This is a genomic window from Jidongwangia harbinensis (genome assembly GCF_020216025.1).
Classification (GTDB): Bacteria; Actinomycetota; Actinomycetes; order Mycobacteriales; family Micromonosporaceae; genus Actinoplanes; species Actinoplanes harbinensis.
Window position 1 is genome coordinate 190,109 of the sequence record NZ_JAIWNC010000011.1, and the last position, 23,696, is coordinate 213,804.

The window sequence follows — 23,696 nt, forward strand, 5'->3', positions numbered from 1 at the left end:
CCACCGGCCGCCGGTCACTTCAGCGCCCGCCCGATGATCGCGGTCAACGCCGTCTGCACCGTGCCGCTGGTGAGGACCTTCAGCAACAGCCCGGCGAACGCGACGGCCGCGAGCGTGCCGACCGCGTACTCGGCGGTGTTCATCCCGGCCTCGGCGGCCTCACCGCGGAGCCGATCGAACCTGGTCTTGAGTCTGCGCACGTGGATCTCCTTACTGGTGGGTGTTCAGAGCACGTCACCGAGCACGGCGACGACCACCGGCACGAGGCCGGCGAGCACGAAGGCGGGCAGGAAACACAGCCCGAGCGGCAGCACGATGAGGACACCGGCCCGGCGCGCGGCGGCCTCGGCGGCAACGCCCCGGTCCGCACGCAGGTCGTCGGCGAGCCGGGTGAGCGCGCCGGCCAGCGCACCTCCGCTGGCGCTGGACCGCGCCGCCGCGGCGGCCACCCGCTCGGCACCGGCCACGTCGGACAGATGGGCCCAGGCCTCCGGCGGACCGGCGCCGAGCCGCAGGGAGCGGGAGGTCCGCGCCAGCCGCTCCCCCAGCGGCCCGCCCAGGGCGTCGGCCACCGCGGCGGCGGCACGGTCGACCGGGGCGCCGGCGGTGAGCGCCGCGGCGAGCAGGTCGGCGCAGAGCGGCAGATCGTCGACGGCCCGCTGCCGGGCCCGGCGGACGGCGGCCGGCTCCCGGCCACGGAGGAAACGGTGCACGCCGACGCCGACGGCCACACCGACGGGTACGGCCCACCACTGCCCGATGAACGCGACGGCCCCTAGTCCGGCGGCCACCGCGATCAGCGGCCGGGATACTTGCTCCAGACGAGCCGGATCACCGTCTCCGTCTTCGTCTCCGCCGTTCGTCGGCGGCCGACCCGGTTCGGCGGGGCGGGGCCGTGGGGTGAGACCGGCGAGCCGGCGCCCCGGCCGCCGGCGGCGGAGCAGCAGCAGCGTGGCCAGCCCTCCGATCGTCATGCATAGCAGCAGCGCGGTCATGGCTCACCTGCTACGACCGTCGCGCCCGAACCGACCGGCGCGCCCGGAACGGCCAGCGCTCCCGGAACGGCCAGCGCTCCCGGAACGGCCAACGCGCCGCCGGAACCGGCCAACGCCCCCGAACCCGCCAACGCGGCGCCCGAACCGGCCAGCGGCCTCGAACCGGCCTCCGCGTCTGAGCCGGCCAGGTCTGAGCCGGCCAGTAGCGACCCAGGGTCGGCCGGGGCGGGGATCGTGCAGGGCAGCGCCGGTGCGGCGGGAGCGTTGAGGCGGATGAGGACGGCGGCGCAGCAGGCGCGGAACGGAACCGCGACCGGACCGCCGCTGCACAACACCTGTGCGGCGCCGCAGATGTCGTCCGTCATCGGGTGGGCCCCACGAGCCGATCGGCCCAGAGTAGGCCGGCGCACTGTAGGAGTACCGCACCGATCGCGCAGGCAGCGCCCGGACCGGTGTGCAGCAGCACGGCCAGCGGGTCCACCCCGATCCCATAGCCGAGCGCGATGCCGCCCAACGGCAGGGCGGCCAGCAGCAACGCCGTCGCCTGCGCGCCCGCCGACTGTGCCGCGGCCGACGCCATCGCCCGGTCCGCGGCCCGCGCGTCGGCTTCTAGCCGCTCCACCAGGTCGGCGGCGGGTGCGCCGGTGCGCTCGGCCAGGCGCCAGATGGCGGCGGTCAGTCCGGCAATGCGCCGGTCGGGTGGACATGGACCGGCTCCCGCAGCGGCACCTTCGGGCAGTCTGCCGGCCCGAGAACCGGCGGACGGCCACCCGACGCGGAGACCGGCCGGCAACAGGGCAGCCCCGAGATCAGCCGGCGACAGGGCGGCCCCGGGATCAGCCGGTGACAGGGCGGCCCCGAGACTGGCCGCTGGAAGGGCAGCTCCGAGGTCGGCTGGTGGCAGGCCGGCCCGGAGGTCGGCGGCCAGCGCGCACAGGTCGTCGAGGCTGCGGGAGCGAGCGGACGCGGCCCGGCGCCGGGCGGCCCGGCGCAGCACCGCCCGTGCCGCGAGGGCCGCGTAGACGCCGCCGAGGACCGCTGCCACCGGCCCGCCTACGAGAAGGGCGAGTGACGCGGCCGCACTGGCCACGCCGCCGACGAGACGGCGGGGCTGCCGGCGGCCGAGATCGGCGGTCCACGCCCGGAGTGCGGTCAGATCGACGGGCATTCGGCGTGGCCGCCCTCCGCGCAGCCGGTGGCGGGCCAGGTTCATCGGCCATACGGCGGCCGCCCCGGCGGCCAGCAGCAGGCCGAACGCGATCGTCCACCACGTCGTGGTCACGACTGTGTCCCGGTCTGCGTCACGGACGGGCGGTCGGCCCAGACGAACCCGCCACGGCGACGGGGCCGCGCCGGCCAGGTCAGGGAGGACCGGGCTTGCGGAGCCGGCGCAGCCGAAGACGGCTCAAGCGAAGACGGCGCAGCCGGAGACGACGCAAACGAAGACGGCACGACCGCAGACGGCGCAAGCGAAGACGACACGACCGCAGACGGCGCAAGCGAAGACCGGGCCGGTCTCTGTCGGGCATCGGTCTCAGGTTCGCGAGCCACCCGCGGAATGCGGACCGGCGCGCCGCCGCCTGGCGGCCCTGCCAGGCCCGCACCGGACGAGGCCGGCCCGGAGGAGGCGGGTGCCGAGCGCAGAATCGGCGGCACCGGGACGCCCCGGGCGGTCAGCAGACGGGCCAGCGCCTCCGCGGCCGGCCCGGGCCCGCGGTCCCGCCGCCAGGCCGGCACCACGGTGACCAGGCGGTCGTGGCCCGCGGGCAGCAGCAGGCCCACCGAGTCCAGCCGCCGGCCCTGGCCGGTGCGGCGTACGTGCAGCACCACCTGCAACGCCGCCAGGACCTGTGCGTGCAGCGCCGCCCGCGGCAGCCCGCCCAGCAGGCCGAGCGCTTCGAGCCGGGCCGGTACGTCGGCCGGCGCGTTCGCGTGCAGGGTGCCGGCGCCGCCGTCGTGGCCGGTGTTCAACGCGCCGAGCAGGTCGACCACCTCCGCACCCCGGCACTCGCCGACGACCAGGCGGTCGGGCCGCATCCGTAGCGCCTGCCGGACCAGATCGGTGAGCCCGACCGCGCCCGCGCCCTCGACGTTGGCGGTGCGGGCCTGCAACGCCACCACGTGCGGATGGGTGGGCCGGAGTTCGGCGGCGTCCTCGACCAGGACGATCCGCTCGGTCGCCGGGACCAGGCCGAGCAGCGTGCCGAGCAGGGTGGTCTTGCCGCTGCCAGTGCCGCCGGTCACCAGGTACGCCAGGCGCGCGGCGACCACCGCGGACAGCACCGGCGCCACGTCCGGCGGCACGGTGCCGTGGCGGACCAGGTCGTCCAGCCGGAACGGGCGCTGCCGGAACGTGCGCAGGGACAGGTACGGGCCGGTGGTGGCCACCGGCGGCAGGACGGCGTGCAGCCTGGTCCCGTCGGGGAGGCGGGCGTCGGCGTACGGCTGGCCGTCGTCGAGCCGTCGCCCGCAGGCGGCGGCCAGTCGCTGGGCGAGGCGGCGTACCTCGTCGGGGTGGGCGATCCCGACCTCCGCGCGCTGCAGGCCGCAGCCCCGGTCCACCCACACCTGCACGCCGTTGACCAGGACGTCGGTGACCGCGGGGTCGGCCAGCAGCGGCGCCAGCGGCCCGGCTCCGACGAGATCCTGGTGTACCCGGTCGGCGATCCGCAGCACCGTCGTGTCGCCCAGCACCGCGGCACCGGGTTCCCGCCGCACCGCCGCGACGACCGCCGCGGGGCTGGCCGGTACGCCGTCGGCGGCGAACTGCTGCCGCACCCGCGCGGTCACGCCGGACGGGGCGAACCCGTCGGCGGCGGACCGGGCCGGACGGGCGATCATGCCGGACGGGCCGACCCCCTCGGCGGACCGGGCCGGACCGGCGATCATGCCGGACGGGGCGGACCGGGTCGAACGGGCGATCATGCCGGTGCGCCGTTCGCCCGGGCACCGCTGCCGTGCCGCTCGGCGGTGGGCCGGCTCATGCCGCGGTCTCGGTTCGGTGGGCGCCGGTGAGCTGGTCGATCAGCCGCTTACACAACTCGGCCAGGGGCCCGCGTCCACCGGCCGCCGGTGCCTCGCCCCGTTCCAGGGCCTGGCACAGCGCCGCTTCCGGGCGCAGCGTCCCGGCCAGCGGCAACCCGAGCGCCCGCGCCACCTCCCGGCTCTTGAGCCGGCCGGGTGACGGCCCGCGCACCACCACCGACAGGTCCCGGCAGTGCACGAGCACGGTGCTCGCGATCCGCGCGGCGGCCGCCGTCGCGCGCAGCTCGGCCGGCACCACCAGCACCGCCCGGTCGGCGGCCTGCAGCGCCAGCGTGGCAGCGTCGTCGAGCTGCCGGGGCAGGTCGGTGACGATGACGTCGCGGCCCCGTCGCGCGGCGTCGAGGGTGGCCGCCATCGCCTCGCCGGGCACCGGCTGCGGCTCGTCCCGGGCGAACGACAGCAGCACCAGGTCACCGCGGTGCGGCAGGGCCTGCAGCAGCGCGGGCGGGTCCACCCGCCCGCCGGCGTCGGCCAGGGCGGGCCAGCGCAGGCCGTCCACCTGCTCCCAGCCGAGCACCAGGTCCAGGCCGCCGCCCAGGGGATCGGCGTCGACCAGCAGGGTGCGCAGGCCCGCCCGGACGGCGGTGACCGCCAGGCCGCCGGCGAGGATGCTGGCGCCGGCCCCGCCGCGTCCGCCGATGACCGCGAGCACCCGCCCGTCGGACGGCAGGCCGGGCCGCTCGGTGAAGCGGTCCACCAGCCAGGGTTCGGCCGCGGGCAGCATGGCCACGTGTTCGGCCCCGAGCAACTGGGCGACGTTCCAGGTGGCGTCGGGCCCGTCGCCCCGGCCGACGATCACCACGTGCGGGCGGCGCGGCAGCCGGGCGCGCAGGCAGGGCTCGGCCTGGTCCGTGCCGATCAGCACCAGGGGCGCGGCGGCGAACCGGGGCCGGGCGGTGGCCGGGTCGGGCGCCACGTCGACGTCGGTGCCGCCGGCAGCGGCCAGGCGAAGCAGATCGTCCAGCAGGTCGCCGTCGGCGGTGACCACGAGGGGCCGGCGCGGGCCGGATCGGACAGCGGTACGGGCAGGCATCGCGGCGCCTCCAGCGGCGGATCGGGTGGCTCGGGCACACACCGTCGCGGCCGGACGGCACGGCCCTCAACCCGGATCGCGGCTCCCTGTGGACAACTTCTCCACCTGTGGACAACGCCCGCGCCGCCCGCCGACGTGCTATCCGGACGGGCGACCGTCGCTCCCGCCAGGAGCGCACCCGGCCAGCGGCGCACCCAGCCAGGAGCACACCCAGCCAGAAGCACACCCAGCCAGAAGCACACCCAGCCAGAAGCACACCCAGCCAGAAGCACACCCAGCCAGAAGCACACCCAGCCAGAAGCACACCCAGCCAGAAGCACACCCAGCCAGGTGTGAATCCGGCCAGGAGTGAACCCGGCCGCCGTTGGGTATGTTGTTGGGCCTACCCGGACCCGATGGAGTTGGCATGGATAACCCGATCCGGAGCGAGCTGGCCGATGACGGCACAGCCACCGTCGCCGTGCTCGGTGAGATCGACTTCTCCAACGCCGACGAGGTCGCGCAGGGCATTCGTGACGTGGTCGCCGAGTGGTCGCCGCCGACCGTGTGGGTGGACCTGCGGGACGCCTCGTTCATCGATTCGACCGGGCTCGGTGCCCTGATCGAGGGCTATCGGGCGGTCACCGAGTCGGAGGCCCGGTTCGTGGTGGTCAATCCGACCGAGGGCTTCCGGCGGGTCCTGACGCTGACCGGTCTGTGCGAGCTGTTCGGCCTGGCGGACCCGGAGCAGGACGCCGACTCCGGCACCTCGTTTCAGTCCACCCAGGCGACCGGGACCTGATCCCGGATAGGAGACGACCCCCGTCGGGGGAGACGGGGGTCGTCAACAGATTCGGCTCCGGGGGGGTCGAGCCGAATCGGCCTCGGTGATCACGGGGGGCGCAACCACCGAGAGAACTGTGTGTGTCGGAAGCGACCAGGCTGCTCTTTGTCCGCGGATCTGGCAACGTGAATCCTTGTCGCACGATAAGCATGCCTCAGTCACGCGCTACCGTCGAGTGCCGATTGTGACTCAGTGCGACGTTCCTGGGCACCTCTGCCCTTCTGCCGGGTGTGCTGCACGCAGTGCCAGCCCCCACGCGGCCGGGCGCGGTGCGGCTACACTTTCGGCCCGTGGGCCTCAGCGCCGCGTTTTTCGACCTCGACAAGACCGTCATCGCCAAGTCCAGCGCGCTGGCCTTCGGACGGCCTTTCTATCGCGATGGCCTGATCAGCCGGCGCGACGTGGTGAAGTCCGCCTACGCCCAGCTGATGTTCCGCCTGGGCGGCACGGACGAGCAGACCATGGCGCGCACCCGGGACTACCTCGCGGCCCTCTGCAAGGGCTGGTCGGTGGAGCAGGTCCAGCAGATCGTCGCGGAGGCGCTGGACGAGCTGATCAATCCGTACGTGTACGCGGAGGCCGCGGTCCTGATCGGCGAGCACCAGGCCGCCGGGCGGGACGTGGTGCTGGTCTCGGCGTCCGGTGACGAGATGGTCCGCCCGATCGGCGCCCTGCTCGGGGTGACCGACGTGATCGCCACCCGGATGACCATCGTGGACGGCCGGTACAGCGGCGAGGTGGAGTTCTACGCCGCCGGGACCAGCAAGGTCGACGGGGTCAAGGAGCTGGCCGCCGAACGGGGCTACGATCTGGCCGAATGCTTCGCGTACTCGGATTCCAGCAGTGATCTTCCCCTGCTGGAGGCGGTCGGGCATCCGAGTGCGGTGAATCCGGACCGGAGCCTGCGCCGGGTGGCGACCGAGCGGTCCTGGCCAATCCTGGCGTTCCGGCACCCGGTGCCACTGGGACGCCGGCTGCGTGACCGTCCGGCGGTGCCGGTCGCGGCCGCCGCGCTCGGCGTCGGCGTGGGAGTCGCGATCGGGATCGCGATCTACGGCCGGCACCGCCGCACCCGCGCCGCGGTCACCTGACATACCGATGCCCATCAATGGGAAGCGTCTGACTGATTCCGGTAAGTCCAAATTTGCGCGCGAAACCATGGCGATCAAGATGGGAACGGCGTAGAAAGAAATCGCGGGGCCGGGAGACCGGATCCCGTGCACGGCCACCGGGAACCCACGCGCGATCAGCCACGGCAGGCACGTTGCGGCGGGACCGCCACCAGTTGGCGGACTGTCGACAACGACCCAGGTGCACGCTTGATAACCCGGTCGGACGCGCAAAGATCGGCGCCTCGTTGCGGGGCGCCGTTCTTACGTCCCGGGCTCTCTCAGTGGCTCAGCGCGGCCAAATGCCGGTTGCGCAGTTCGTGGTAGACGGCGCGGAACACCTTCGGCCGGGAGTGGAAGTCCACGCCCTGGGCCCAGAGTTCGGTGTTCACCATGCTGCCGTCGCGGCGCTCGATCAGCACGGTCAGCCCGCTCTCGACCTCCCACGGGCCGAGCCGGTGCGCCGCCTTGTGCAGCCGGACATGGGCGACGTCCCGCCACTGCAGGGTGCGCGACCGGAGCAGGCCGCGGATGTGCAGGCCGCGCTCGCCGACGTACGCGCCCATCTGCAGGATCCGCCACGCGCCCAGTACCCACACCGCGGCCAGCACGCACGCCAGCACCCGGACGCCGGACCCGGTGACGTCGAACTGCTGCACCGACGTCCAGCCGAGGAGTCCGAGCGCGGCGGCCTCCCAGCCGATCACCAGCCACCGGCCGGTTCCGGGTGTGTAAGGACGGACCCACGTGTCGCTCACGGAAACGAGTATGCCAATGCGCCGGGCGGACTAACGGGGCATTCCGGACTAGGCGCTGCTGAGTACTTCGTCGGAAATGACGGTGAGTTCGGACGCGGCCGCCTCCACCGCCGTCGCGTAGTGCCGCAGCCACGACCGGACCCCGTCGGGCGTGCCGGTGGCGTACGCACCGGACGCGCCCACGTACTCCGGCTCCCGGGACAGATGGCCCACCTCCAGCGCGAGCAGACCGCGGGGGTCGAGGCCCCGGCCGATCAGCGTGAGCCGCGCCGCGGCCCGGGCCACGATCCCGGCGGGGCCGGCGAACGGGCGCAGCGTGAGCAGTTCCGCATGGACGATCGCGGCGAGCAGCAGCGGCGGCGTGCGGTCGTTGCCGGCGACCAGGTGCGCCAGCGCGTCGATCCGGTCCGCGCCGGAGGCCAGCCGCCCCAGGTCCGGGTCCGGCACGACACCCCGCGCGGCCAGCATGTGCAGCCGGGCGAGGGCCTGCCGCGGCGCCCGGGGCCAGAGGTCGACGAGGCCACCCACGCCCTCGGCCACCCGCAACGCACCCTGGAGCACCGGGTCGGTGACCGTGCCGGCGCGTACCATCTCCAGGTCGTGCCCGTGGCCCTCCAGGGCCGCGCTCGCCACCGCCGCGCGCAGGCTGGCCTCGGCGGCAACCGGCCCGCCGTGCCGGCGCAGCGCACGGTGCCGCAGCGCGGCGTCGACCTGTTCCCGCGCGGCGGAGAGGGCGGGGGCGACGTCGGCGAGGTCGAGAAGGGGCGCTAGCGGGTCCACCGGCCAACCGTAACGGCACCGCAGGGATGCGCGACGGGGTCCAAAAGTGGCAGGATTCGCGCAGAAGTGCTCACGTCAACGCCGCTCGGCGCGTGCAGAGTGCGCTACGGCTAGCAGCCCTCGCCCGGCCCAGTCGCCGGAACTAGGGTGCTGAACAGGTAAATCTTGCAACGGTTAGAGGAGCCGCCCTCATGAGCGAGACCTTGGCAAACCTGTACTCGGAAACGCGGCAGTTCCCGCCGCCGGAGGCGCTCGCGGCCGACGCCAACGTGAAGGCGTCCGCCTACGACGAGGCCGCCGCCGACCGGCTCGCCTTCTGGGAGCAGCAGGCCCGGCGCCTGACCTGGGCCCAGGAGTGGGACGAGGTACTGGACTGGTCCAATCCGCCGTTCGCCAAATGGTTCGTCGGCGGCAAGCTGAACATCGCCTACAACTGCGTGGACCGGCACGTGGAGGCGGGACACGGGGACAAGGTCGCGATCCACTGGGAGGGTGAGCCCGGGGACACCCGCACGATCACGTACGCGGACCTGCTGACCAGCGTGAGCCAGGCGGCGAACGCGCTGACCGACCTCGGGGTGACCGCCGGCGACCGGGTCGCGATCTACCTGCCGATGATCCCGGAGGCCGCGGTCGCGATGCTGGCCTGCGCCCGGATCGGCGCGCTGCACAGCGTGGTCTTCGGTGGCTTCTCGGTGGACGCGCTCGCCACCCGGATCCAGGACGCGGACTGCAAGCTGGTGATCACCGCGGACGGCGGCTACCGCCGGGGCAAGCCGTCGGCGCTCAAGCCGACCGTCGACGAGGCCGTGGCGCAGTGCCCGAGCATCGAGAACGTGCTGGTGGTCCGGCGCACCGGCGAGGACGTGGCCTGGGGCGAGAAGGACCTGTGGTGGCACGAGACGGTGGAGCAGGCGGCCACCGAGCACCAGGCGCAGCCGTTCGACGCCGAGCACCCGCTGTTCATCCTCTACACGTCGGGCACGACCGGAAAGCCCAAGGGCATCCTGCACACCACCGGTGGGTACCTGACGCAGGTCTCGTACACCCATCACGCGGTGTTCGACCTCAAGCCGGAGACCGACGTCTACTGGTGCACCGCCGACGTCGGCTGGGTCACCGGCCACTCGTACATCGTCTACGGTCCGCTCTCCAACGGCGCCACCCAGGTGATGTACGAAGGCACGCCGGACACTCCCCACAAGGGACGGTTCTGGGAGGTCGTCGACAAGTACAAGGTGTCCATTCTGTACACCGCGCCGACGCTGATCCGCACGATGATGAAGTGGGGCGACGACATCCCCGCGAAGTACGACCTGTCCTCGCTGCGCGTCCTCGGCAGCGTCGGTGAGCCGATCAACCCCGAGGCCTGGATGTGGTACCGGGAGAACGTCGGCCGCGAGCGGGCGCCCATCGTGGACACCTGGTGGCAGACCGAGACCGGCGGCATCATGATCTCGCCGCTGCCCGGCGTGACCGCGGCCAAGCCGGGTTCGGCGATGACCGCGCTGCCCGGGATCACCGCCGACGTGGTGGACGACGATGCCAAGTCGGTGCCGGACGGTGGCGGCGGCTTCCTGGTGCTGCGCGACCCGTGGCCGTCCATGCTGCGCACCATCTGGGGTGACGACCAGCGGTTCAAGGGCACCTACTGGTCCCGCTTCGGCGCCGGCGCGGGCGCGGGTGACGCCGTCACAGCGAGCAGCGGTAAGGACTGGGTGTACTTCGCCGGGGACGGCGCCAAGAAGGACGACGACGGATCACTGTGGCTGCTCGGCCGCGTGGACGACGTGATGCTGGTGTCCGGTCACAACATCTCCACCACGGAGGTCGAGTCGGCCCTGGTGTCGCATCCGTCGGTGGCCGAGGCGGCCGTGGTCGGCGCCACCGACCCCACCACCGGCCAGGCGATCGTGGCGTTCACCATCCCGCGCGGGAACGTGGACACGGCCGGCGACGCGGGCGAGGACCTGATCAAGGAACTGCGCAACCACGTGGCCAAGAAGCTCGGCCCGATCGCCAAGCCGCGCCAGATCATGCTGGTGCCGGAGCTGCCCAAGACCCGCTCCGGCAAGATCATGCGGCGGCTGCTCAAGGACGTGGCGGAACACCGGTCCCTCGGTGACGTCACGACGCTGCAGGACTCGGCGGTCATGGATCTCATCTCGACCGGCATGCAGTCGGCCAAGTCCGAGGACTGACCTCCCCGACCGGCGACGGCGGCAGACCTGGAAGATCAGGGTCTGTCGCCGTTCGTACGTTATGCCGGTCCTCGCATTATGTCGCGACCATAATGCGTAACCATCCCCGAACGATGCGTACAACCTCTTCTCTTGCATCGTTGCATTTGCATACGTTCACGTGAGCCGGAACGCACCGGTCACGTCAACGGAGGTACGTAGTGCGCAAAGTGGTCGCAGGGCTGCTCGGCGCCGCGATGGTCACCAGCGTCGGGATGATGTTCCCGGCGCCCGCCATGGCGGCACCTCCCGCGGAGCCGACACCGGCCAGAGCCGGTAAGAAGGCCCCCGCGGACGATCTCCCGAACCGTCTCGAGGACAAGCGACGCGAGCTACGCGAGGAAGCCGTCAACGGCGTCCTCAAGGGCACCGTCAAGCCGCAGAAGCGCGGCGCCAGCACGGTCGCCAAGCTCGGCACCACGTCCGGCCCCGGCGAGACGAACCGCCGCACCGCCAAGGCGGGCCAGGACCAGTACGTCGAGCTGGCCCGGGAGAAGACCGACCGGATCTTCGTGATCCTGGCCGAGTTCGGCAACGAGCGGCACCCCGACTTCCCGGACGTCGACAGCGACCCGGAGACGGCCGGCCCGACCGTGTTCGACGGGCCGCTGCACAACTCGATCCCGCAGCCGGACCGCACCCGGGACAACAAGACCATCTGGCAGGCCGACTACAACCGCGCGCACTACGAGCGGATGTACTTCGGCGAGGGCGCCGGGGTGGAGTCGCTGAAGACCTACTACGAGACGCAGTCGTCCGGGCGCTACAGCGTCGAGGGCGAGATCACCGACTGGGTCAAGGTCCGGTACAACGAGGCCCGGTACGGCCGCGACTGCGACATCAACGGCCTCTGCTCCGACCAGTTCATGTGGGAACTCGTCAAGGACGCCGCCAACCAGTGGGTGGCCGACCAGCAGGCCGCCGGGCGCACCGCCGCCGAGATCAAGGCGGACCTGGCCGAGTTCGACCAGTGGGACCGGTACGACTTCGACGGCGACGGCGACTTCAACGAGTCGGACGGCTACCTCGACCACTTCCAGATCGTCCACGCCGGTGGTGACCAGGCCGACGGCGACCCGTACCAGGGCGAGGACGCGATCTGGGCGCACCGCTGGTTCGCGTACGAGACGTCGGCCGGCTCGACCGGGCCGGCGAACAACCTGGCCGGCGGCACCCAGATCGGCGACACCGGGTTCTGGATCGGCGACTACACGGTGCAGCCGGAGAACGGCGGCATGCCGGTGTTCGCCCACGAGTACGGGCACGACCTGGGACTGCCGGACGACTACGACACCAGCGGCGCCCTGAACAACAACAACGAGTACTGGACGCTGATGGCCCAGCACCGGCTCAGCGACGCCGGTGAGGCCATCGGCACCCGCGCCGGTGACCTCGGCGCCTGGAACAAGATGCGGCTCGGCTGGCTGGACTACGAGGTCGTGGTGGCCGGCCAGAAGAAGACCATCGAACTCGGGCCGCAGGAATTCCACACGGCCCGGCCGCAGGCCGCCGTCGTGGTGCTACCCGACCTGGTGAAGACGACCCAGGTGGGCGCGCCGTTCGCCGGCACGAAACAGTACTTCTCCGGGAACGACAACCGGCTCGACACCAAGCTCACCAAGACCGTCAACCTGCGGGCGGCCACCACGGCGTCGCTGGAACTCAAGGCCCGGTACAACATCGAGGAGGACTACGACTACCTGTACTTCGAGGCGTCCACCGACGGTGTGACCTGGACCGCGCTGAACGGCACCGTGAACGGCAAGCCGTTCGACGTGGACGGCGCCACGCCACCGCGGCCCGCCCTCGACGGCAGCAGCAACAACCAGTGGGTCGACATCGCCGTCCCGCTGACCGCGTACGCCGGCAAGACGGTGCAGGTCCGACTCCGCTACAAGACGGACGGCGGCCTCGCCGCGGGCGGCTTCTTCGGCGACGACCTCACCATCGTGGCGGACGGCACCGCGCAGTCCGTCGACGGCGCGGAGGCCACCCCGACCTGGACCGCGGCCGGCTTCAGCGTGGTGGGTGCGTCGGTCACCAAGTCCTACGACAACTTCTACATCGCCGGGCACCGCAGCTACGTCTCGTACGACCGGTACCTGAAGACCGGTCCGTACAACTACGGCTGGCCGGACAAGCCGCAGTGGGCCGAGCACTTCGCGTACCAGCAGGGCCTGCTGATCTCGTACAGCAATTCGTACTGGACGAACAACAACGTCAACGTCCACCCGGGCGAGGGGCGCAACCTGATCATCGACGCGCACCCGCAGGCCATCTACAACCTGCAGGGGCAGCCCTGGCGGGCCCGGATCCAGCTGTACGACGCGCCGTTCGGTCTGCGCAAGCCCGACTCGTTCACCCTGCACGCCGAGGGCAAGCCGTCGTACATCCGGGGTCAGGCGGCGCAGCCGCTGTTCGACGACACCAAGGACTACTTCACCGAGGCGATTCCGTGGCACGGCGTGAAGCTGCCCGCGGTCGGCGTCAAGATCCGCGTCGTCGAGGAGAACGGCACCACCCTGAAGATCCGCATCTCCTGACCGCGTCCGGGCGCCCGGGAGGCAGGACTTCCCGGGCGCCCGACCGCGTTCGAACACGCCGCGTAACCTCCGGCGAGCGTCGTGCGCGTAGCCTGTCCGGCATGAGCGGGCAGGTGGACGAGTCGTGCGTGCTGGTGGAGGGTCCGTGGACCCACCGGTTCGTGGGCGCCAACGGCAGCCGGTTCCACGTCGTCGAGGCGGGTACCGGGCCGCTTGTGCTGTTCCTGCACGGGTTCCCGGAGTTCTGGTGGGCGTGGCACGACGTGCTGCCGCAGATCGCCGACGCCGGTTTCCGGGCCGTCGCGGTGGATCTGCGCGGTTACGGCGCCAGCGACAAGCCACCGCGTGGTTACGACGGGTACACGATGGCGGCCGACGTCACCGGTCTCATCCGGGCCCTGGGTGAGCGTTCGGCGATGATCGTCGGCGCCGGTTCGGGCGGACTGATCGGCTGGACCACGGCCGCGTTCCACCCGAAGATGGTGAGCCGCCTGGTGGTGCTGGGCGCGGCCCACCCGCTGCGGCTGCGGGCGGCGCTCTTCGCCGACCCGCGCGGGCAGATGGCGGCGACCCTGCCGGTGCTGCGCTTCCAGGTGCCACGGTACGAACACGTGCTCGCCAAGGACAACGCCGCCGTGGTGGCCGAGCTGATCGAGCGGTGGAGCGGCCCGGCCTGGACGCTGACCCCCGGGTACGCCGACTACGTGGCGCGGTGCCGTGAGGCGATGCAGATCCCGCAGGCGGCGTTCTGCGCGCTGGAGGCGTACCGGTGGGTGTTCCGGTCCGCGCTGCGCCTGCAGGGGTACCGCTTCGTGAAACTGATGCAGCGGCCGTTGGTCACCCCGACCCTGCACCTGCACGGCGAACTGGACACGGCCATGCTGCCGCGCACCGCTCAGGGCTCCGGCCGTTACGTGATCGCGCCGTACGAGTGGCGCCTGCTCACCGACGTGGGCCACTTCCTGCACCAGGAGGCGCCCGAGGTGGTCACCGGCGAGATCCTCCGCTGGATCAAGGACTGACCCGGCCGGAACCGACGGCGGAGCGTCAGATGCGGTGCTCGTAGAGGTCGTTCACCTCGTGCGCCGGCGCCCACCCCTGGTAGACCCCGTAGTCGAACTCCTCCAGCCCGAGCTGGCGCGCGATCGGTGCCCGCCCACCGGTGTACTCGACCCGGAGCCACGCGTCCGCCTCGGCGAGCACGATGAACGGCTGGCCGCGCCAGGTGCAGGTGGTGCGGACGTACACCAGGTCCTCGTACTCGCCGGTCCGCAGCGCCCGCACGTACCGGCCGGGCCGGACCTCGTCGAAGCCCTCCCCCGGTTCGGGCGCATAGATGCGCACGCTGTCACCGTCGGGTGATGCGTCGTACTCCCGGCCACGCCACGTCACCACGTACCCGTCACGCATCACTGCTCACCGACCCGGCGCCAGGCGGACGTGTCGTTGTCGAAGATGGCGATCATCCGCTCCCTGCCCTCCGCGTCCATGCGCCACAGCTGCGCACCGTGCGGGAGGCGGACGCTGTCCACCTTGAACTCGGCGACCACGTCCCGGCCCTCACCCGGGGCGAACCCGTTGCCCCGGAACGGCGGACGTTCGATCACCCAGCCGTCCATCGCGCGCAGCGCCTGCTCGCTCTGACCGCCGTACGGGATCCGGTACAGACTGGGCCGGTACGCCGGCCAGCGCAGCACGAACGCCTCCTTGGCGTCCGCGGTGAACAGCGTGCCCTCGTGCACCAGCCCCAGCGCGGCCAGCAACTCGGCGGGCGTGCGCAGGTGCTCGACCTCGTTGGCCCGGTGCACGAAGCCGGCGACCCGGTCGTAGCCGCGTTCCAGGTAGTAGTCCACCTGCTCGGCCGGCACCGTCTTCTGCATCACGGTGGCGTGCTGCGCGGCGTCGGCGGCCCGCTGCGGCAGCTGCGCCGGCTTCTGCTCCGGCTGCTCGTCCTGGTCGGTCACCAGGCCGGCCTCGGCCGCCCAGTTGGCGAGCGCGATGACCTGCGGCCCCGGGTAGGTGGCGCCCACCGGGGTGCCCGGGTTGACCGCGAACGACCAGGCCGGGTCGGGCCAGTTCCGGATCAGTTCGAGGAACCGGACACCGACCGTACGTGCCGGCTCGGCGAAGTGCTCGGCCAGCCGGTCCCTGCTGGTGAACACGACCAGGAACCGTTCACCGTCGATCTCCTCGGTCCGGAACACGAACCCGGTCTCCCCCGGCGAACTGCCCGGACGCGAGTTCGGGCCGACCGGCACCAGCACGGTGGCGAGCAGCAGCGTGGACAGGAACGCGTCGGTGCTGCCCTCGTCGGCCGCGTTCTGCAGGTCGCGCTCGACGTCGTTGGCGGGGACGAACTCGTCCGCGTCGTCGTCATCGGGTTGCCCGGCCGCCGAGTTGCCCTGGTTGGGCGCGCCTGGCGTGAAGCCGCCACCTGGCCCGGAACCGCCACCCGGCCCGGAACCGCCACCCGGCCCGGAACCGCCACCCGGCCCGGAACCGGCGCGCGGGGCCGAGGTGTCGGCCGGGGCCGCACTGGCCGCAGGTATGAAGCCGCTGCCACCCGAGACGGACTGCCCGGCGGGGACGTGGGTTCCCGGCGTCCGCACCGGGAGGTTGGTGGTGCCGGTGCCCGGAACGACCGGCGGTGCGAGTCCGGGGGCGGAGGCCGACGGGTTGAGCCCGGGCCCGGCAGCCGACGAGGCCGCTCCGGGTGTGGAGGCCGGTGCGGCCGCGGGCGGCTGCGCGCCCCGTGCGCCGGCCAGCGCCTGGGCCGCCGCCGCCATCGAGGGCGGGCGCTCGGGTGGCGGCGTCACCTGACGTCGCGGCAGGGATCCACCGGTGGGCGCGGCCGGTGCGTCCGCGGCGGTCTGCTGGTCCGACGCCTGACCGGGCGTCAGGTGCGCCGGCACGGGCGGCGTCTGGGCCAGCGGCGTGCGGGTCGGCAGGCCACCGGGCGGGCCTTGCGGCGCCGCGGCCGAGCCGGCATCGGGCGTTCCGGCCGGGCTGCCGGGCGCTCCCGCGAACCCGGACGGGTTGGCGGGCGCACCGGCAAAGCCGGATGACGGGTTGCCCGGAGAACCAGCGAAACCGGACGACTGACCGGACGGAGCACCACCGAAACCAGACGACTGACCGGACGGAGCACCACCGAAACCAGACGACTGACCGGACGGAGCACCACCGAAACCAGACGACTGACCGGACGGAGCACCGGCGAAGCCGGAGGGCGGACCGCCGGGCGTGCCGGCGGAACCGGGCGGCGAGCCCGCTGAGCCGGGACGGGAACCGCCGGGGAAGCCCGGCGCGCCCCCGGACTCGGGAATGGTCGGCGGGCTGTATCCCGCCGGTACCGACGTGTCGCCGGGTGTCGACCGCCCGCCCGGTGGTGCGGCCGGAACCCGGGACGGAAGCCCGCTGGGAAGGACCGCGCCCGGAGTGCGAACCGGCAGGCCACCAGGCCCGACCGGCCCGGAGTCGCCCTCGCCCGGACCGCCAGATCCCGGACCACCGGCACCTGAACCACCGGCACCCGGGCCGCCGAGACCTGGTCCGCCGAAGCCAGAGCCGCCGCCGAAGCCAGGCCCGCCGGACCCCGGCCCACCCCCGGCAGATGCGCTCGAGCCGAACCCGGCCGCCGACGCGACCGACTCCGCCTCCCGCGACCCCGGATGCGTCCCGGCCGGCGAACCAGCCTCACGCGACTCGCCGTAGGCCGCCGCCGCGGGCCGGCCACCGGTCGGGTAGACCCCGTAACCGGGCTGCTGAGCCGCACTTCCGCCGGATTTCGAGCCGGCGTCGGTGGTGGGCGCACCGGACGTGGGTGACATCGGGCCGCCGGGGCCACGCGCCCCCGCCGTGTTGGCCGCCAGAGCCGCGGCCTTCGGGTCCTGCGGAGACGAGTCGCGACTCGGGCCACGGGTGGGCAGTCGCAGGTCACCGCGGGAGAGTTGCGCGACGAACCAGGCCGGCAGGTAGCCCTCGATCGGCAGGCCGGGGTTCACCGCCAGCCACCATTCGAGGTTGGGCCAGGTGTCCGCGAGTTCCGAGTAGGCCACCCGCCGGGCCGAGCCGGTGTAGTCGGCGAGGCAGGCCTGCAACGCCGACGGGGAGGTGAAGGCCAGGACGTGGGTACGCCCGCCCGTGCTCCAGGTCCCCCAGCCGAGCGGCGCGAGGCCCGCGAGGGCGTCCGCCGAGACGGGCAGAAGAAGGTCGACGCCGGCGAGAATCCGGAAGTACGACTCCTGGTCGTCGGTGCGCAAGGCGTCGCGCATCGCGCGCTCGGCGTCCGTCGCCGGTTCCCACTCGGTCACGTCCACCTCTCCCTTCGCGGCGAACGAGGCCATCTCAACGCGTACAACCTACAAGGTCAGGCTGCGATCACAATGGGCGGCGGTATGCAGACAACCAAGTCGGGTGTACGTCCCCCTGTCGCGACCCTGGCCGACACCGGCCCACAACGACAACGGTAGCCCTGGGGAGCCGTCTAGTGACAGTGGGTGGCGGCGCGCGACCGGGACAAGCAGCGGGAAACGGGACTTCCCGGCCGCGCGGTGCCGCTCACTCGAAGCGCTGCGTCGCGGCGCGCTCGGTGGTCTGGTAGTCGGCGGCCGACTCGTCCACCGCGATCTTGATGTTGCGCAGAATCCCGGACAGGTCCTCCGCAGCCGCCTGCCACTTGCGCTGACGTGCCTGGTAGGCGGCTCGCGCGGGGCCGTCCCACGTGGCCACCAGCGGACCGGCGTCCCGCTCGAGCTGCTGGAGCTGCGACTGCAGCTGGTTCAGCGCCTTCTGGATGTCGGCGCTCGCCTGGGCGAGTGCACCGAAATTGACCAGAAGCATCCCGTCGTTCATCGGATCTCCTCCCCGGTGGGCTAGAGCGGAAGCGTGTATCCGCCGCCGCCGGACTTGGTGACGCGGGACGCGGCGTCGCTGTCGGAAGCGTCGTACCGGACGCCGGACGTGCGTACCGCGGAAGCGGTCTCGGCGAGCGCCCGGTTCAGGTCCCGCAGGTCCTTGGCGTACTGCGCCTTCACCTTCTCGAACTCGCCGCCGGCCATGCCCTTCCAGGCCGAACTCAGCACCGACAACTCGGACATCAGGTTGTTCAGCATGGATGTGAGCGAGCCGTTCACCGTCTCGAACTTCGCGGCGGTCTTCGCCATCACCGCGAACTCTGCCTGCGTCTGGGCCACCCCGGACGTCACCCCGCCTTCTTGTAAGGACTACGTCGGACACGCGTGCCGATCCACGATGGACCGACGGCCGGCACATCGATGAGGGCCCTCAGGCTAGTCGCTCCGTCAGTGCCATGGGGGGCGAGTCTGAGCTGCGCACCCATCGATTTCCGTGGCCGACGGTAGCGGTCCGGACGCGGCGCCGGTACCCCTGTGGGGAAGCTGTGGACAACGGCCCCCGCTGTCCACAGGGGCTCCTGCGGATCCACGCCGGGCAATACCATGACTCCCGCACCGCAGGCACCAGACGGAGAGCACGCCAGGCATCCGGGCGCCAGCAGGGCTGGCATCCCAGCGGGGGTGGCATCCCAGCGGGGGTGGCATCCCAGCGGGGGCAAGGCAAGCAACCCGGCGGGGGCAAGGCGAGCATCCGGCGGGCGCAGGCAGGGATCGAGCGGAGAGGAAGTGGTTGCGGTGACGACGAGCCTGACCGGCCGCGACCTCGCCGACCTCGGCACCCCCCTCGACGGAAAGGCGACCGGCACGGACGGCGCCGCCCGGTCCCGCCCGGTGCACCGCGGCCGCATCCTCGGCATCCGCACCGGCCAGCTCCTCGGCACCCAGCTCGCCGCCGTGCTGCTCCTGGCCGGCGCCCGGCACGGGACCATGGCGCTGATCGCCGCCACGCCGCTGGCCGTCGGGCTGCTCGCCGCCACCTGGCTGCGGGTACGGGGCCGGTGGGCCTTCGAGTGGGTGGGCACCGCGGCGCGTTATGCGGGCCGCCGGCACAGCATGCCGGTGGACGCCTCGCCGACCGCGCTGATCGGCCTGGTCGCCCCCGGTGCCCGGGTGGAGCACGCCGACCTGGCGGGCGATCCGGCCGCGGTCGTGGTCGACGGGTCCGGCCTCACCGCGATCCTCGAGCTCGGCGATCCGGCCGGCCTGCTCGCCGAGGACGTGTTCGTCCTGCCGTCACCGGCGGCGCTGCTCCCGCCGGCCGGCCCGGACCACCCACCGTGCCGCATCCAGGTGCTGCTGACCGGCGTGCCGGCCCCGGCGGTCAGCGCCGGCAACGGCACTCCGGCCAACTCCTACCGGCAGCTCACCGAGGGCCGCCTGCTCGGGCACGGCCGTGCGCTGCTGACCGTGCACGTGCGGTATGCCGAGGGCTGGTCCCCCGACGATCTGCGCCGCACGCTGTCCGGCCTGGTCCGCAAGGCGCGGCGGCGGCTCGGCACGGTGCCCGCCCGCCCGCTCGGCGAGGCCGCGGCGCTGCGGGTGATCGCCGAGCTGGCCCACGACGACGGCACTCCGGCCCGGGAGACCTGGTCCGGTCTGCGGATCGGCGGCCTGGCGCAGACCACCTTCCGGCTGCGGCAGCGGCCCGGGCAGCCGGCCGAGACGACCCGGCGGCTGGTCTCGCGGATCCTCGCGTCGCCCGCCTCCGCGACGACCGTTGCGGTAGCCGCCGGTCACCGGATCGAGGGCGGGCGGACGGTCACCGCCGTCGACGTCACCGTCCGGTTGGCCGCCCCGGACGCCGCCGCACTGACCGCGGCCGGTCAGGCGCTGCGGAAGTTGCTCGCCCCCGAGCGGGCTCGCGCCGACCGGCTGGACGGCGCGCATCTCGACGGGCTGGCCGCGAGCCTTCCCCTGGGCGGCGGCGCCGTGGTCGACGTGCCGGGCCGGATCACCGACCGCGGCCTGCCCGCCGACGCGGCCGGCGGGCTGGAGCTCTCGGTCGGCGCGGCCGGGGTCATGCTCGGCCTCAACCGCGGCGGCGAGCCGGTCGTGGCGCGGCTCTTCCGGCCCGAGCAGACCCGCATTCTGCTGGTCGGCGGCGTGCGCTGCGCCCAGTTGCTCGCGCTGCGGGCGATGGCGCTGGGTGCCCGGGTGGTGGTGCAGACGTCCCGGCCGCACGCGTGGGAGCCGTTCGTGCGGGGCGCGGCCGTACCGGGTGAGTCGATCGCGGTGGTGCCGCCGGGCCGGGCGGTTCCGGTTCCGCCCGGATCGGCCCTGCACCCGCTCCTGGTGGTGGTCGACGTGGGGCCGGTCGGTGCGGACACCCGCCCGGGCGGCGGCTGGCAGGCGACGCTGGTGGTACGCGACGACTTCGGCCCGGCGGACGTCGACGTCGCGTCGCGCGCCGATCTGCTCGTGCTCCAGCCGTTGCGCGCCGACGAGGCGGACCTGGTGGGCGCCGCGGTCGGGCTGGGCGAGACCGCACAGTGGCTGACCCGGATCCGCGCCGACATGGTCGGCCTGGTGAACCGGCGTGCGGTGCGCTGGGCGGCGCTGGCACCGACACCGATCGAGGCCCAGCTGGTCGGTCCACCGGCCCGCGGCTGAGCCCCGGGAGGCCGGAACCGCAGGTCGCGGCGGGAGAAGCAACGACAGAGATCGAGTGTTGCATCCCGGGGAACTGGCGTGACCATGGCACCATCCGAGTCATGGGCATCATCCTCCGGCTGGTGATCACCGCGGTGTCGCTGTGGATCGCGACGCTGGTCATCGACGGCATCGAGCTGACCACGGAATCCCTTCCCGGCAAGGTGGGCACGCTGCTCGCGGTCGCGGTCATCTTCGGCGTCGTGAACGCCGTCCTGCGGCCGATCATCAAGACCATCGGGTGCGGGCTCTACGTGCTGACGCTGGGCCTGATCGCGGTCGTCGTCAACGGGCTGCTCTTCATGCTGACCAGCTGGATCGCGGGCGAGTTCGACCTGCCGTTCCACGTCGACGACTTCTGGCCGTCGGCGGTCCTCGGCGCGCTCCTGGTCGGCGTCGTCAGCTGGGTCCTCAACCTGCTCGTCCCGGACGGCGACGACTGAGCCACCCGGGCCGGATTGGCCTGGTGAGCTAGGACATATGCAAGGACCAGTCTCCCGAGCTGCCCTTACCGTGGGGTGGTGACCGAGGAACGCCGCGGCTATCTGTACGGGTTGAGCGCGTACGTGTTGTGGGGCTTCTTCCCCATCTACTTCAAGCTGCTCCGCCCCGCCACGCCGTTCGAGATCCTGGCCCACCGCATCGTCTGGTCCGTCGTCTTCATCAGCCTGCTGCTGGCGGTGATGCGGAACTGGCGGTTCCTCGGCCGGCTGGTCCGCGACCGGCGCCTGCTGGGCGGGGTGACGCTCGCCGCCGCCCTGATCGCGGTGAACTGGGCGACCTACATCGTCGGGGTGAACTCGGCGCGGGTGGTCGAGACGGCGCTCGGGTACTTCATCACCCCGCTGGTCGTGGTGCTGCTCGGCGTGACCGTGCAGCGGGAACGGCTGAACGTGTGGCAGTGGCTGGCGGTCGCGATCGGCGGGGCCGCGGTGGCCGTGCTGACCGTCGACTACGGGCACCTGCCGTACATCGCGCTGATCCTGGCCGCCACGTTCGGCTCGTACAGCCTGGTCAAGAAGCGCCTGTCGATGCCACCGGCCGAAGGGCTCTTCGTGGAGTCGGCGGTGCTGGCGTTGCCGGCGCTCGCGTACCTCGGCTGGTTGAACCTCGCCGGCAGCGCGGAGGTCGGGCGCGTCTCGGTGGCCCACACCGTACTCATCCTGGGGTCCGGCGCCGCGACGGCGATCCCGCTGTTGCTCTTCGCGGGCGCGGCCAACCGGGTGCCGATGGTCGGCCTCGGCATCCTGCAGTACGTGGCGCCGGTCATTCAGCTCGGCGTCGGGGTGCTGCTGTTCCACGAGCCGATGCCGCCGGCCCGTCTCGCCGGTTTCGCCCTGGTCTGGCTCGCGTTGATCGTCTTCACCGCGGACGGCATCCGGGGCGCCCGCCGCGCCCGGATCGACCGCGCCAGAACCGGCCGGACCGCCACGGAAGGGGCGGCGACCGGTACAGCGGCCGCCACCGCCGAACCGGCCACCGCCCTACCGCCACGTTGACCCGGGCCCGAAGGCCCGGATCACGGGACGTCGTAGGCGAGCAGCGTGGTGCCGTCGTTGCGCACCAGTTCCAGCCGCGACAGGTTGCCGCTGGAGAAGTGCGTGACGCCGGCCATGCTGAACTCCTTGCCCGGTGAGGCCACCCAGGAGCCGAGCTGATCGGTCTCCTCGTCCGGGCCGAACGCCAGCAACCGCACGGTGTACGCCTTCAGGGCCGGCGAACTGCGGTTGTAGAAACAGACCACGTTGACCTTGGTGCCACCGGCCGCCCCGTCCAGGCTGAGCCGGGCGGACACCGGGATGCTGTCGTTCACCGGCGTCATGGCCACCACCTCACCCGGGGGCGGGGGTGTCGACGGCGTACCGCTGTCCATCAGGAACACCGCGCCGATCCCGACCACCAGCGCCACCACGGCCGCCGCGAGTGCGGTGCTCAGCACCCGGACGCGAGCCTGCTTGCGTTCCCGCCGTCGGGTCGTCTGCGCGGCCGTGACCAGGTCGGGCGTCCGGTTCGGCGGCGCGGACGGCGGCACCGGCGCCAGCGTCGGGTCGAGCAGCTTCGCGAAGTCGGCCGGGTCGAGCCGGCCCAGCAGACCGGGCAGGACCGCGATGTCGGCCACCGCCTCGCGGCAGAAGGAGCAGGTGGCGAGGTGCCGTTCGTACGCGGCGCGCTCGGCGGGCGACAGGGCGCCGAGGACGTACGCGCCGTCGTCGTGCTCGTGCTCGCACCTCATCCCGTCACCCCCATCTCGTCCAGTACCACCCGCAGTGACCGCAGTGCATAGTGCGTACGCGACTTGACCGTGCCCGGCGGAATGCCCAGCCGGGCGGCGGTCTCGGCGACCGACCGGCCCTGGTAGAAGCACTCGACCAGCACCTCGCGGTGGGTCGACGACAACCGGGCCAGGGCTTCCGCCACGGTCCACGCCTCCACCGCCCGGTCCGCCTCGTCTGCGCTCGGCGGCGGTTCGGGAATCATGTCGGTCACCACCTCGCCCACCCGCACGGACCGTCGCCGCCAGGCGTCGATCGACAGGTTGCGCGCGGTGGTGAACAGCCACGACCGCACCGCGCCCCGCCGCGGGTCCAGCGCCTCCGGATTGCGCCAGGCCCGCAACAGCGTCTCCTGGACCAGATCCTCCGCGCGTTGCCGGTCGCCGCCGGTCAGCCGCACGGCATGCGCGTACAGCGCGTCCCCGTGCTCGTCCTGGAGAGCGCGGAGCAGCTCGGCATCCTGGTTTTCCAAGCCCGCCGCCCTCCCCTCGCGTTCCACCCTGTTTTACGGGCGAGGAGAGGACTCGGTTCA

At 72.7% G+C, this 23,696-nt stretch carries 20 protein-coding genes and 3 pseudogenes; 8 read left to right on the plus strand and 15 right to left on the minus strand.

Features of this window, described 5'->3' with window-relative positions; translation table 11 throughout:
* Window positions 1-14: 14 nt before the first annotated feature.
* The 6 genes and pseudogenes from LDL48_RS17085 to ssd all read right to left on the minus strand — a co-directional run bounded on the left by LDL48_RS17085 (window position 15) and on the right by ssd (window position 5,073).
* Window positions 15-206, minus strand: coding sequence for a DUF4244 domain-containing protein (locus LDL48_RS17085; RefSeq protein ID WP_372472133.1), 192 nt, complete (start codon window positions 204-206; stop codon window positions 15-17).
* Between the two features lie 18 nt (window positions 207-224).
* Complete coding sequence (locus LDL48_RS17090) at window positions 225-974, minus strand: type II secretion system F family protein (protein ID WP_225256120.1); 750 nt, start codon at window positions 972-974, stop codon at window positions 225-227.
* Window positions 975-991: 17 nt separating this feature from the next.
* Window positions 992-1,360, minus strand: coding sequence for a hypothetical protein (locus tag LDL48_RS17095; RefSeq protein ID WP_225256121.1), 369 nt, complete (start codon window positions 1,358-1,360; stop codon window positions 992-994).
* A pseudogene (locus tag LDL48_RS45385) lies at window positions 1,357-1,788 on the minus strand (hypothetical protein); the annotation flags it as partial. The gene LDL48_RS17095 and the pseudogene LDL48_RS45385, both read right to left, overlap by 4 nt.
* 824 nt (window positions 1,789-2,612) lie before the next feature.
* A pseudogene (locus tag LDL48_RS17105) lies at window positions 2,613-3,836 on the minus strand (TadA family conjugal transfer-associated ATPase); the annotation flags it as partial.
* Between the two features lie 139 nt (window positions 3,837-3,975).
* Window positions 3,976-5,073, minus strand: a complete 1,098-nt coding sequence (ssd, locus tag LDL48_RS17110; RefSeq protein WP_225256123.1) for a septum site-determining protein Ssd — start codon at window positions 5,071-5,073, stop codon at window positions 3,976-3,978.
* Between the two features lie 406 nt (window positions 5,074-5,479).
* Here ssd and LDL48_RS17115 point away from each other — a divergent pair, with 406 nt between their 5' ends.
* Both LDL48_RS17115 and LDL48_RS17120 read left to right on the plus strand, forming a co-directional pair.
* Complete coding sequence (locus tag LDL48_RS17115) at window positions 5,480-5,854, plus strand: STAS domain-containing protein (protein ID WP_225256124.1); 375 nt, start codon at window positions 5,480-5,482, stop codon at window positions 5,852-5,854.
* A 332-nt stretch (window positions 5,855-6,186) separates the two neighbouring features.
* Window positions 6,187-6,987 (plus strand): HAD family hydrolase, encoded by an 801-nt coding sequence (locus tag LDL48_RS17120; protein ID WP_225256125.1) that lies wholly within the window; start codon window positions 6,187-6,189, stop codon window positions 6,985-6,987.
* Window positions 6,988-7,286: 299 nt separating this feature from the next.
* Here LDL48_RS17120 and LDL48_RS17125 read toward each other — a convergent pair whose 3' ends face one another.
* Window positions 7,287-7,712, minus strand: a complete 426-nt coding sequence (locus LDL48_RS17125) for a PH domain-containing protein (RefSeq protein WP_225256126.1) — start codon at window positions 7,710-7,712, stop codon at window positions 7,287-7,289.
* Between the two features lie 99 nt (window positions 7,713-7,811).
* Entirely contained in the window at window positions 7,812-8,543 is a 732-nt protein-coding gene (locus LDL48_RS17130; protein ID WP_225256127.1) for a Fic family protein, read from the minus strand.
* 191 nt (window positions 8,544-8,734) lie between these two features.
* Between LDL48_RS17130 and acs the strand changes: the two genes are divergently transcribed.
* The 3 genes from acs (at window position 8,735) to LDL48_RS17145 (ending at window position 14,348) form a co-directional block, all read left to right on the plus strand.
* Window positions 8,735-10,744, plus strand: a complete 2,010-nt coding sequence (gene acs, locus LDL48_RS17135; protein ID WP_225256128.1) for an acetate--CoA ligase — start codon at window positions 8,735-8,737, stop codon at window positions 10,742-10,744.
* A 236-nt stretch (window positions 10,745-10,980) separates the two neighbouring features.
* The gene (locus tag LDL48_RS17140; protein WP_255628372.1) at window positions 10,981-13,326 is read left to right on the plus strand and encodes an immune inhibitor A domain-containing protein; all 2,346 of its coding nucleotides are present in this window, start codon (window positions 10,981-10,983) and stop codon (window positions 13,324-13,326) included.
* 101 nt (window positions 13,327-13,427) lie between these two features.
* Entirely contained in the window at window positions 13,428-14,348 is a 921-nt protein-coding gene (locus LDL48_RS17145; protein WP_225256130.1) for an alpha/beta fold hydrolase, read from the plus strand.
* Between the two features lie 25 nt (window positions 14,349-14,373).
* Here LDL48_RS17145 and LDL48_RS17150 read toward each other — a convergent pair whose 3' ends face one another.
* The 5 genes and pseudogenes from LDL48_RS17150 to LDL48_RS17165 all read right to left on the minus strand — a co-directional run bounded on the left by LDL48_RS17150 (window position 14,374) and on the right by LDL48_RS17165 (window position 18,533).
* Entirely contained in the window at window positions 14,374-14,739 is a 366-nt protein-coding gene (locus LDL48_RS17150) for a UCP033725 family protein (RefSeq protein ID WP_225256131.1), read from the minus strand.
* On the minus strand, window positions 14,736-17,156 hold the full coding sequence (locus tag LDL48_RS17155) for an SseB family protein (protein ID WP_443667675.1): 2,421 nt from the start codon (window positions 17,154-17,156) through the stop codon (window positions 14,736-14,738). Before LDL48_RS17155 ends, LDL48_RS17150 begins: the two co-directional genes overlap by 4 nt.
* Window positions 17,054-17,639: pseudogene (locus tag LDL48_RS45390) on the minus strand (SseB family protein); the annotation flags it as partial. The pseudogene LDL48_RS45390 and the gene LDL48_RS17155, both read right to left, overlap by 103 nt.
* A gap of 247 nt (window positions 17,640-17,886) precedes the next feature.
* Window positions 17,887-18,180 carry a WXG100 family type VII secretion target gene (locus LDL48_RS17160; RefSeq protein ID WP_225256133.1) on the minus strand — a complete coding sequence of 98 codons (294 nt, stop codon included), beginning with the start codon at window positions 18,178-18,180 and terminating at the stop codon, window positions 17,887-17,889.
* Between the two features lie 20 nt (window positions 18,181-18,200).
* Complete coding sequence (locus LDL48_RS17165) at window positions 18,201-18,533, minus strand: WXG100 family type VII secretion target (protein ID WP_372472132.1); 333 nt, start codon at window positions 18,531-18,533, stop codon at window positions 18,201-18,203.
* A 444-nt stretch (window positions 18,534-18,977) separates the two neighbouring features.
* Here LDL48_RS17165 and eccE point away from each other — a divergent pair, with 444 nt between their 5' ends.
* The 3 genes from eccE to rarD all read left to right on the plus strand — a co-directional run bounded on the left by eccE (window position 18,978) and on the right by rarD (window position 22,390).
* Window positions 18,978-20,852 (plus strand): type VII secretion protein EccE, encoded by a 1,875-nt coding sequence (eccE, locus tag LDL48_RS17170; RefSeq protein WP_225256134.1) that lies wholly within the window; start codon window positions 18,978-18,980, stop codon window positions 20,850-20,852.
* A 101-nt stretch (window positions 20,853-20,953) separates the two neighbouring features.
* Window positions 20,954-21,334 (plus strand): phage holin family protein, encoded by a 381-nt coding sequence (locus tag LDL48_RS17175; RefSeq protein ID WP_225256135.1) that lies wholly within the window; start codon window positions 20,954-20,956, stop codon window positions 21,332-21,334.
* Window positions 21,335-21,412: 78 nt separating this feature from the next.
* Window positions 21,413-22,390: an EamA family transporter RarD gene (rarD, locus tag LDL48_RS17180; protein ID WP_225256136.1), complete on the plus strand. Its 978-nt coding sequence runs from the start codon at window positions 21,413-21,415 to the stop codon at window positions 22,388-22,390.
* Window positions 22,391-22,410: 20 nt separating this feature from the next.
* Here the strand turns inward: rarD and LDL48_RS17185 are convergent, their stop codons facing one another.
* The gene (locus tag LDL48_RS17185) at window positions 22,411-23,124 is read right to left on the minus strand and encodes an anti-sigma factor family protein (RefSeq protein ID WP_225256137.1); all 714 of its coding nucleotides are present in this window, start codon (window positions 23,122-23,124) and stop codon (window positions 22,411-22,413) included.
* Window positions 23,121-23,615, minus strand: a complete 495-nt coding sequence (locus LDL48_RS17190) for a sigma-70 family RNA polymerase sigma factor (RefSeq protein WP_443667676.1) — start codon at window positions 23,613-23,615, stop codon at window positions 23,121-23,123. Before LDL48_RS17190 ends, LDL48_RS17185 begins: the two co-directional genes overlap by 4 nt.
* Window positions 23,616-23,696: the final 81 nt, after the last annotated feature.

Excerpts from the sequence above, each read along its gene's own strand:
- LDL48_RS17090 (WP_225256120.1), bottom strand. The coding sequence starts at position 974 with ATGACGATCGGAGGGCTGGCCACGCTGCTGCTGCTCCGCCGCCGGCGG.
- LDL48_RS17095 (WP_225256121.1), bottom strand. The coding sequence starts at position 1,360 with ATGACGGACGACATCTGCGGCGCCGCACAGGTGTTGTGCAGCGGCGGT.
- ssd (WP_225256123.1), bottom strand. The coding sequence starts at position 5,073 with ATGCCTGCCCGTACCGCTGTCCGATCCGGCCCGCGCCGGCCCCTCGTG.
- LDL48_RS17115 (WP_225256124.1), top strand. The coding sequence starts at position 5,480 with ATGGATAACCCGATCCGGAGCGAGCTGGCCGATGACGGCACAGCCACC.
- acs (WP_225256128.1), top strand. The coding sequence starts at position 8,735 with ATGAGCGAGACCTTGGCAAACCTGTACTCGGAAACGCGGCAGTTCCCG.
- LDL48_RS17140 (WP_255628372.1), top strand. The coding sequence starts at position 10,981 with ATGGTCACCAGCGTCGGGATGATGTTCCCGGCGCCCGCCATGGCGGCA.
- LDL48_RS17145 (WP_225256130.1), top strand. The coding sequence starts at position 13,428 with ATGAGCGGGCAGGTGGACGAGTCGTGCGTGCTGGTGGAGGGTCCGTGG.
- LDL48_RS17155 (WP_443667675.1), bottom strand. The coding sequence starts at position 17,156 with ATGTCACCCACGTCCGGTGCGCCCACCACCGACGCCGGCTCGAAATCC.
- LDL48_RS17160 (WP_225256133.1), bottom strand. The coding sequence starts at position 18,180 with ATGAACGACGGGATGCTTCTGGTCAATTTCGGTGCACTCGCCCAGGCG.
- LDL48_RS17175 (WP_225256135.1), top strand. The coding sequence starts at position 20,954 with ATGGGCATCATCCTCCGGCTGGTGATCACCGCGGTGTCGCTGTGGATC.
- LDL48_RS17185 (WP_225256137.1), bottom strand. The coding sequence starts at position 23,124 with ATGAGGTGCGAGCACGAGCACGACGACGGCGCGTACGTCCTCGGCGCC.